This is a genomic window from Bordetella tumbae, from assembly GCF_965139195.1.
GTDB classification, from domain to species: Bacteria; Pseudomonadota; Gammaproteobacteria; order Burkholderiales; family Burkholderiaceae_B; genus Bordetella_A; species Bordetella_A tumbae.
The window spans coordinates 2,912-11,579 of sequence record NZ_CBCSJH010000069.1 but is presented as its reverse complement, the minus strand read 5'-3'; the positions used below and the strand labels follow the sequence as shown (position 1 = coordinate 11,579).

Genomic DNA, 8,668 nt, shown 5'->3' with positions numbered 1-8,668 from the left:
CCGGGCCGTTGAGCGCGGATTTAGNCCGCGAAGCGGGCCGAGGCCCCTGGTCATGGGCCGAGTCCGNGCGATAGGCCCGGCGCCGCACTCAGGCACGCACCCGGGACGCCTAAAGAACTCAACACCGGCATCAGCAAACGCTCCAAATCCGGCGATCCATACAAACGAACGTTCTACGAAGAAGAAACCCGCCGCCGAGCCACAAACGCCTGCAATTCCCCCACAATGCCACGCCGGAACGCCAGCACGCAGATGATGAAAATCAGGCCAATGACGATCGTGACCGATTCACCCAGTCGCAGGAACCATTCATTGCCCGTTACGTTGGCCATGAACCGCCCGAAGTCGCCGACTTTGTTTTCCAGGAGCACAACGATAAAGGCTCCCAGAATAGGACCGGTCAATGTTCCCAGCCCACCGACCAGCGTCATCAGAATCACCAGCCCCGACATCTGCCACGTCGCATCGGACAGTGTGGCGGATACGAACACCAGTGTCTTTGTTGCGCCTGCGAGGCCGGCGATCGCGGCCGATAAAACGAAAGCGAGCAGTTTGAACCGGTCTACGTCATAGCCCAATGACAAGGCGCGCGGCTCGTTCTCGCGCAGTGCTTGCAGTACCTGGCCGAATGGCGAATGGACGGTGCGCCAGATGATGAAGTAGCCGATCGCAAAGATCCCCATCACCACGTAGTAGAGATTCAGGTCATTGCTCAGGTCAATAAAGCCCAGCAGTGTGCCGCGCGGGACGCGCTGCAGGCCGTCTTCGCCACCGGTGAAGGGCGCCTGCAGGAAATAGAAAAAGACCATCTGCGCCAGGGCCAGCGTGATCATCGCGAAATAGATGCCGCTGCGGCGAATGGCCAGCAAGCCCATGACAAGGCCGAGTGCGGCGGCGACAGCGGTGCCGAATATCAGGCCCAGTTCGGTGGGGAATCCCCATATCTTGATGGCATGTCCCGCTGCATAGGCTGCGCTGCCCAGGAATGCGGCATGGCCGAATGAGAGCAGGCCGGTGTATCCCAAGAGCAGGTTGAAGGCGCAGGCAAACAGTGCATAGCACATCACCTTCATGGCAAAGATGGGATATACGCCCACGTAGGGCAACAGGGCCACAATGATGGCCGCCGCCGCGTAGCAGAGTAATTGGCGATTCATTTCTCTTTCCCAAACAACCCGGCGGGGCGAAGCAACAGGACGATGGCCATGATGATGAATACGACGGTGCTCGAAGCCTCGGGCCAGAATACTTTGGTCAGGCCTTCAATCACACCGAGTCCCAGGCCTGTGACGATGGCGCCCAGGATTGAGCCCATGCCGCCGATCACCACCACGGCGAAGACGACGATGATGAGGTTCGAACCCATCAGGGGCGATATTTGCAGTACCGGTGCGGCGAGTACGCCTGCAAAGCCGGCCAGGGCGACACCGAAACCATAGGTCAGGGTAACCATGCGCGGTACGTTTACGCCAAAGGCTTCGACGAGTTTGGGGTTTTCCGTGCCGGCGCGCAGCAGGGCACCGAGACGGGTGCGTTCGATGACGAACCAGGTGGCCATGCACACGGTGATCGACGCGATCACGACCCAGCCGCGATAGTTGGGCAGGATCATGAAGCCCAGATTCGTCGCGCCGCGCAGGGCGTCGGGCGTGGGGTAGGGCTGGCCCGATACGCCGTAAAAGCTGCGGAACAATCCCTCGATCAAGAGCGTCAAGCCAAAGGTCAGCAGCAGCCCGTAGAGGTGATCGAGTTTGTAGAGATGCTTGAGCAGCAGTTTTTCGATGATGATGCCGAACAGGCCCACGACGATCGGCGCCAGGATCAACATGACCCAGTAGTTCAGGCCGAAGTACGACAACCCCATCCACGCGACAAATGCCCCCAGCATGTACAGCGAGCCGTGCGCGAAGTTGATGACGTTGAGCAGTCCGAAGATGACAGCCAGACCCAGGGACAGCATGGCATAGAACGAGCCATTGACCAGGCCCAGAAGCAATTGGCCCAGCAAGGCCTGTATTGGTATGCCGAATAAATCAGTCATGTGGCAAGAATCCTGCGCGTTCGGATGGATGCGTGCTGATTCGAGGCACCCTGGCTCGGGTAGAGGGTCAGGGCGCCTCGAGGATCAGCGGATTACTTCTTGATGAGTTTGCAGGTTGATTCCGAGGGCTTGGTGTAGACCTCGTCGCCTGGGAGATTGGCAACGACCTTGTAGTAGTCCCACGGGCCTTTGGATTCTGCGGGGGTCTTGACCTGCATCAGGTACATTTCGTGCACCATGCGGCCGTCTTCGCGCACGTAGCCGTCTTTGGCGTAGAAATCGTTGATCTTGTTGGACTTCATCCATTTCATCAACGCATCGCCGTCGTCGGTGCCGGTGGCCTTGACGCCGTTCAAGTAAAAGGCGACCGAGGAGTAGTCGGCGGCTTGCAGGCTGGAAGGCTTGCGTTTGACCTTTTCTTCGAACTTCTTCGACCAGGCGCGGGCTGCGTCGGATTGATCCCAGTACCAGCTATCGGTCAGGTACATGTTCTGCGTGGCTTGCAGACCCAAGGAATGGATGTCGTTGATGAAGATCAGCAGTCCCGCCATTTTCATGGTCTGCGTGACGCCGAACTCATTGGCGGCTTTGATCGAGTTGATCGTGTCGCCGCCCGCGTTGGCCAGGCCCAGGATCTGAGCGCCGGAGGCTTGGGCTTGCAGCAGGAATGACGAGAAATCGGCAGTGGCCAGCGGTGCGCGCACTGCGCCTTTGATTTCGCCGCCGGCGGCCTTGACCACGGCGCTGGTGTCGCGTTCGAGCGCATGGCCGAACGCATAGTCAGCCGTGAGGAAGAACCAGCTCTTGCCGCCGTTTTTCACGACTGCCGAGCCCGTGCCGCGTGCCAATGCGACGGTGTCGTAGGCATAGTGCACGGTGTACGGGGTGCATTGTGCGTTGGTCAGGTCCGATGCACCCGCGCCGATGGAAATAAAGGGGCGTTTCTTTTCTGCTGCAACGGCTGCCATGGCCAGGTTGGTGGCGGAGTTGGTGCCGCCGATCAGGACATCCAGGCCTTGTTGGTCGAACCACTCGCGCGCACGGCTCGAGGCAATGTCGGCTTTGTTTTGATGGTCTGCGGTGACGAGCTCGATTTTTTTGCCATTGATCGCACCGCCCGCATCGGCAATCGCCATGCGGATGGCTTCGACGCCGGCCGGACCGTCGATGTCGGAATAGACGCCCGACATGTCAGTGATGAAACCGATGCGGATGACATCGCCGGAGATACCTTGTGCCTGGGCGGGTAGCCCGGCCAATCCCAGACCCGCCAGGGCCAGCACGGCAGTGATGTGATGCAGCTTCATGGGATGACTCCTTTGCTTCTCTTTTATGGATGCCGTCAATGCGGCGAACGACAGGATTCTTATACGCCCAACAGTTCGTTCAGCGTATCCTGTTTCTCTTGAAGTTGATGGGCTTCGAAGTGCTCGACGATCTGGCCATGTTCCATGACATAGAAACGATCAGACAACGGCGCCGCAAAGTGGAAGTTCTGCTCGACCATCACAATGGTGTACCCGCGTTGTTTCAAGGCGGTGATCATGCGGGCGAGGGCTTGCACGATGACGGGGGCAAGCCCTTCGGATATTTCATCCAGCAACAGCAGATTGGCACCCGTGCGCAGGATGCGTGCAACGGCCAGCATTTGTTGCTCGCCGCCGGATAGGCGCGTGCCTGGCGAATTGCGGCGTTCTTGCAGGTTGGGAAACATGTCGTAGATTTCGGCCAACGACATGCCTCCACCCAACGCGCCGCCAACCGGGGGAGGCAACAGCAGGTTTTCTTCACACGACAGGCTGGCAAAGATGCCACGTTCTTCGGGACAGTAGCCGACGCCTAAATGCGCGATCTTGTAGGTGGGCAGATCAATGGCCTCGGTGCCATGGATCCGTACCGAGCCTTTACGTGAGCCCGTCAAACCGAGGATCGCACGCAGGGTAGTGGTACGGCCTGCACCGTTGCGCCCCAATAGGGTGACGACTTCGCCTTGGCCTACCTTTATATCTACGCCATGCAGAATATGCGATTCGCCGTACCAGGCTTGCAAGCCGGAGATTTCGAGGGCGAGCGTACTCATGCGTGTGCTCCTTGCAATGCTCCTTCCGTGGTGCCCATATACGCTTGCATGACTGCGGGATGGCGCGACACCTCTGCGTAGGGGCCCTCTGCGAGCACCGCGCCGCGTGCCAGCACGGTGATGGTGTCGGCGATGGACGAGATGACGTTCATGTTGTGCTCGACCATCAAGATCGTGCGCCCTTGGCTGACGCGTTTGATTAGTTGGGTCACGCGGTCTACGTCTTCGTGGCCCATGCCTTGCGTGGGCTCGTCCAGCAACATGAGTTCGGGCTCCATGGCCAATGTCGTCGCAATCTCGAGTGCGCGTTTACGGCCGTAAGGCAAATTGACTGTGATTTCGTTGGCGAATGCACCGAGGTCGACTTGTTCCAGCAGCGCGAGCGCCGCTGCATTGAGCGAATTCAGTTGTTTTTCGCTACGCCAGAAATGAAATGACAAGCCTGTCTTGCGCTGCAGGCCGATGCGTACGTTTTCCAGGACCGACAGGTGCGGGAATACGGCCGAAATCTGAAATGAGCGGATAATGCCGCGCCGCGCAATTTGCGCAGGGCGGTCGCGGGTGATGTCAGTGCCGTTAAAGAGAATCTGGCCCTTGGTCGGGGCGAGAAATTTCGTCAGCAGATTAAAGCAGGTGGTTTTGCCTGCACCGTTTGGGCCGATCAACGCGTGGATTTGCCCGCGCTTGACGCGCAGGTTCACCCCGTTGACGGCAACGAAGCCGAGAAATTCTTTCGTGAGGCCCTTTGTCTCCAGGATTATGTCATCCATACTCGCGGCACCCGCATTATCTTTTTTAAGAGTTGCGGCGAGTATGCGCATCTACGGTTGAAAATTCCATGAGGGTTTTTCATAGGTATTGCAATGCGGCATTACGCATTGTCGGCCAGCCGACAATGCGCTGCCCAAATACCTGGAATAATCAACGGTAACAAGCAAATAACCCTGCCATCCAAAGGGATGGCAGGGTTATGTCTGCATTATTGCAGCGGGGTTTTATGTTTGTATTCGCACAAATCTGCAATGCCGCATTGCGGGCATTTGGGTTTGCGTGCGACGCAGATATAACGACCCAACAAAATCAGCCAATGGTGGGCGTCTTGCATGTATTCGGCGGGGACGAATTTGACTAGTTTGTGTTCGACTTCGAGCACATTTTTGCCCGGCGCGATGCCGGTGCGATTGGATACCCGAAAGATATGCGTATCGACTGCCATGGTCGGCTGACCAAAGGCAGTATTGAGTACGACGTTGGCGGTTTTGCGGCCGACCCCGGGCAGGGCCTCGAGGGCTTCCCGTGTTTGTGGGACCTCGCCACCGTGGTGTTCGAGCAGCAGCTTACAGGTGGCGATCGCGTTTTTTGCCTTGGTGCGATAGAGGCCGATGGTCTTGATGTATTCCGATAATCCTTCTTCGCCTAGGTCGGCTATCGCTTTGGGCGTACCGTAGCGCGGGAAAAATTTGCGCGTGGCGATGTTGACGGATTTGTCGGTGGCCTGGGCCGACAACAGCACCGCGATCAGCAATTGAAAGGGCGTGTCGTATTCGAGCTCGGTCGTAGGGTGCGGATTGGCAGCTTTGAGGCGTTCAAAAATGGCCCGGCGTTTTGCAGCGTTCATATTTAAGTGGAGGCGGTACGGCGTGCGCGGGCGCGCGCCAGGGCGGACTCGATGGCCGAGCGTTTACGCGTTTCGTCGTCGGTGCTGATGGCTGGAGGCTGTGCGGCGGCTAGAGGCGCAGGGCTGTCTAATTCAGCCGATGCGGCCATGAGCCGCTCGTTGTGCGCCGTTTCGCGCGCCAGGCGCAATTGCCGCGCCCGATGACGTTGGCGGCCCGCGTCTGCATCGGCCGATGTCCAGGCCCGATTGGCGGGCACCATGTCGATGCAGTCCACGGGGCACGGAGCAACGCAGAGGTCGCAACCTGTGCACCAGTCGGTGAGCACGGTGTGCATGCGCTTGTTGGCGCCCACGATGGCATCGACCGGACAGGCGCGTATGCAAAGCGTACAGCCGATGCAATGCGCCTCGTCGATGCGCGCGACCAGCAGCGGGCCGGGCTCGCCGCGAGTCTGATCCAGCGGCAGGACGGCCGTGTGCAGTAACGCGGCGAGGGCGGCAATGCCATCGTCACCCCCTGGCGGACAACGATTGATGGGCGCTGCGCCATCGGCAATCGCCTGGGCATAAGGCTGACAGCCGTCGTAGCCGCACTTTGTGCACTGTGTCTGAGGCAGCAAGGCGTCGATACGGTCGGCAAGGGTAAGACAGGACATGATCGTTACACGTCAGGGCTATGCCTGACGGATGAACTCCGCAATTTTAGGACAGATCAGCTCGCGCCACCGCCGGCCCGAGAAAATGCCGTAGTGGCCGCAGCCTTTCGCGGTGTAGTGCTGTTTGCGTGCCGCCGGAATCCCGCTGCATAGCGAGATCGCTGAGCGCGTCTGGCCCTGGCCGGAAATGTCGTCCAGTTCCCCTTCGATGGTCAGCAACGCGGTGTGCTTGATGTCGGCAGGTTTGACCGTCTGTTTGCCGACCGTCCAGGTACCGTTGGGCAGTTGGAATTCCTGGAACACGATGCGTATGGTGTCCAGATAAAACTCGGCGGGCATGTCCAGTACGGCGTTGTATTCGTCGTAGAAGCGCCGATGGGCCTCGGCATCGCTGTCGTCGCCGCGCAGCAGGTCCAGGTAGAAATCGTAGTGGGATTTCAGATGGCGATCAGGATTCATCGCCACGAATCCGGCATGCTGGAGAAAGCCGGGGTAGACCCGCCGGCCAGCGCCCGGATAACGGGCAGGCACGGTGTCGATCAGTTGGCTTTCGAACCAGGAATAGGGCTTGGTCGTGGCCAGGCGATTGACCTGAGTGGGGGATTGGCGGGGATCGATGGGGCCGCCCATCATGACCATGCTGCGCGGCTGATGGGCGTCGTCCGCGGTGGCCATCAGCGACACGGCCGCCAGGACGGGCACTGTCGGCTGACAGACCGAGATCACATGAACGTCTGGGCCCAGATGACGGATGAATTCCTGGATATAACGGACGTAGTCGTTCAGATGAAAGGGGCCAGCCGCCATCGGGACCATGCGCGCATCGACCCAATCGGTGACGTAGACCTCATGATTGGGCAGCAGCGCACGGACGGTGTCGCGCAGCAGGGTCGCGTGGTGGCCGGACAGCGGGGCGACAAGCAGCACGCGCGGATCGTTGCGGCGCACGGCACGCTCGAAATGCACGAGGCGGCAAAACGGCTGTGCCAGGGCGACGGTTTCTTTGACCTCGACGTGTTTGCCGTCGATCTCGGTGGCGGGCAGTCCCCAGGCCGGCTTTTGATATTCCTTGCCCAGCCGGTGCATCAATTCACAGCTGGCCGCCAGTTGGCGCGAGAGCGGCGTGTAGGCCAGCGGGCTGTACGGGTTGGAAAATAATTGCGAGCTGGCGTCGGTGAATGCGGCGAGAGGCGTCAGGAATGCTCGCTGCATTTCATGTAAGTGATACAGCATCTAGGCGAGGGTCCTTTAACTGAGCAAGGGCAGCAGAGCTGGCCAAGGCGTCCATGAATGAACCGGACTATCCGTCGGAGCGCGTCCAGACGTCGAATTGATTATTACTATTTCGAGTAAGGATATATCTAATTCGTCTGGCAAGTCGGGCGCAAAAGCGCGAATTTTGTCCCTAAAAAACAACATTTTGCCTGAAAAGGCAGGTCACCAATAATTCTCGACGGCCAAATTACCGGGAATCCCGCGCCGGCCGGGCGCAAATCCGCGTGCCGCGAGCAGTTTGCGGGCCTCGCTCAGCATGGCGGGGTTGCCGCACAGCATGATCTTGGACTGCTGGGCGTCCAGGGGCTGGCCGACGAGCTGCTCGAGACCGCCGTTTTCGATCAAGGTCGTCAGCCGTGCCTGAGGCATGCCTGGGATAGTCTCGCGCGTGGCGATAGGCAGGTAGATCAGTTTGCGCGGATCTTCTTTGAAATAGTCCGCGTAGGCGGGCTGCTGCGACCAGTTTTCGATCTCGTCTCGATAGGCCAGCTCGCTGGCGGATCGCACGCCATGGACCAGAACGATGCGTCGAAATGCCTGCCACGTAGCAGGATCGCGCAGGATGGATAGATAGGCTGACAGGCCCGTTCCCGTGGCCAGCAGCCACAGGTCGCCGCCCTGGGGGAATCGTTCGATGGTCAGAAAGCCAAAGGGCGTTTTGTCGACGTAGAGGGCATCGCCCGGGCGCAGTTGCGCCAGCCGTGGGCTGAACTGCCCGTCGGGCACCACGATGGAATAGAACTCGAGCCGGTCCTCGTGAGGGGCGGAGACCATGGAGTAGGCGCGCCACAGCGTGGGTTCGCCGTCTGGGTCGTTCGCCTCAGGCAGCCCCACGCGTGCGAATTGGCCGGCCTGGAACGTAAAGGCCGGATCGCGGGTCACGTGTACCGAGAACAGTTTTTCGGGGACCCATGTCTGCACATGGGTGACGGTTTGGCGCGTGTACTTGGATTCTGTCATCTAGAACGTAGTCGGGCGTGNGGCCGCGAGTAGCGCGG

The 8,668-nt window shown here is 59.5% G+C and carries 9 protein-coding genes; all 9 read right to left on the bottom strand.

Annotated features, from left to right (window positions below; genetic code table 11):
- Positions 1–173: 173 nt before the first annotated feature.
- The 9 genes from ACNA0J_RS29285 to ACNA0J_RS29245 all read right to left on the bottom strand — a co-directional run bounded on the left by ACNA0J_RS29285 (position 174) and on the right by ACNA0J_RS29245 (position 8,630).
- Entirely contained in the window at positions 174–1,157 is a 984-nt protein-coding gene (locus tag ACNA0J_RS29285; protein WP_415822532.1) for a branched-chain amino acid ABC transporter permease, read from the bottom strand.
- Positions 1,154–2,041 carry a branched-chain amino acid ABC transporter permease gene (locus ACNA0J_RS29280; protein WP_415822530.1) on the bottom strand — a complete coding sequence of 296 codons (888 nt, stop codon included), beginning with the start codon at positions 2,039–2,041 and terminating at the stop codon, positions 1,154–1,156. Before ACNA0J_RS29280 ends, ACNA0J_RS29285 begins: the two co-directional genes overlap by 4 nt.
- A gap of 92 nt (positions 2,042–2,133) precedes the next feature.
- Positions 2,134–3,348: an ABC transporter substrate-binding protein gene (locus tag ACNA0J_RS29275; protein WP_415822529.1), complete on the bottom strand. Its 1,215-nt coding sequence runs from the start codon at positions 3,346–3,348 to the stop codon at positions 2,134–2,136.
- A gap of 59 nt (positions 3,349–3,407) precedes the next feature.
- Complete coding sequence (locus ACNA0J_RS29270) at positions 3,408–4,121, bottom strand: ABC transporter ATP-binding protein (RefSeq protein ID WP_415822527.1); 714 nt, start codon at positions 4,119–4,121, stop codon at positions 3,408–3,410.
- A complete protein-coding gene (locus ACNA0J_RS29265) occupies positions 4,118–4,891 on the bottom strand; it encodes an ABC transporter ATP-binding protein (protein WP_415822526.1) in 774 nt (257 codons plus the stop codon). Before ACNA0J_RS29265 ends, ACNA0J_RS29270 begins: the two co-directional genes overlap by 4 nt.
- Positions 4,892–5,100: 209 nt before the next feature.
- Positions 5,101–5,739, bottom strand: a complete 639-nt coding sequence (gene nth / locus ACNA0J_RS29260; RefSeq protein WP_415822525.1) for an endonuclease III — start codon at positions 5,737–5,739, stop codon at positions 5,101–5,103.
- Between the two features lie 2 nt (positions 5,740–5,741).
- Positions 5,742–6,395, bottom strand: coding sequence for an electron transport complex subunit RsxB (gene rsxB / locus ACNA0J_RS29255; protein WP_415822523.1), 654 nt, complete (start codon positions 6,393–6,395; stop codon positions 5,742–5,744).
- 18 nt (positions 6,396–6,413) lie between these two features.
- On the bottom strand, positions 6,414–7,628 hold the full coding sequence (locus ACNA0J_RS29250; protein ID WP_415822522.1) for a polyhydroxyalkanoate depolymerase: 1,215 nt from the start codon (positions 7,626–7,628) through the stop codon (positions 6,414–6,416).
- A gap of 204 nt (positions 7,629–7,832) precedes the next feature.
- Complete coding sequence (locus ACNA0J_RS29245; RefSeq protein ID WP_415822521.1) at positions 7,833–8,630, bottom strand: ferredoxin--NADP reductase; 798 nt, start codon at positions 8,628–8,630, stop codon at positions 7,833–7,835.
- Positions 8,631–8,668: the final 38 nt, after the last annotated feature.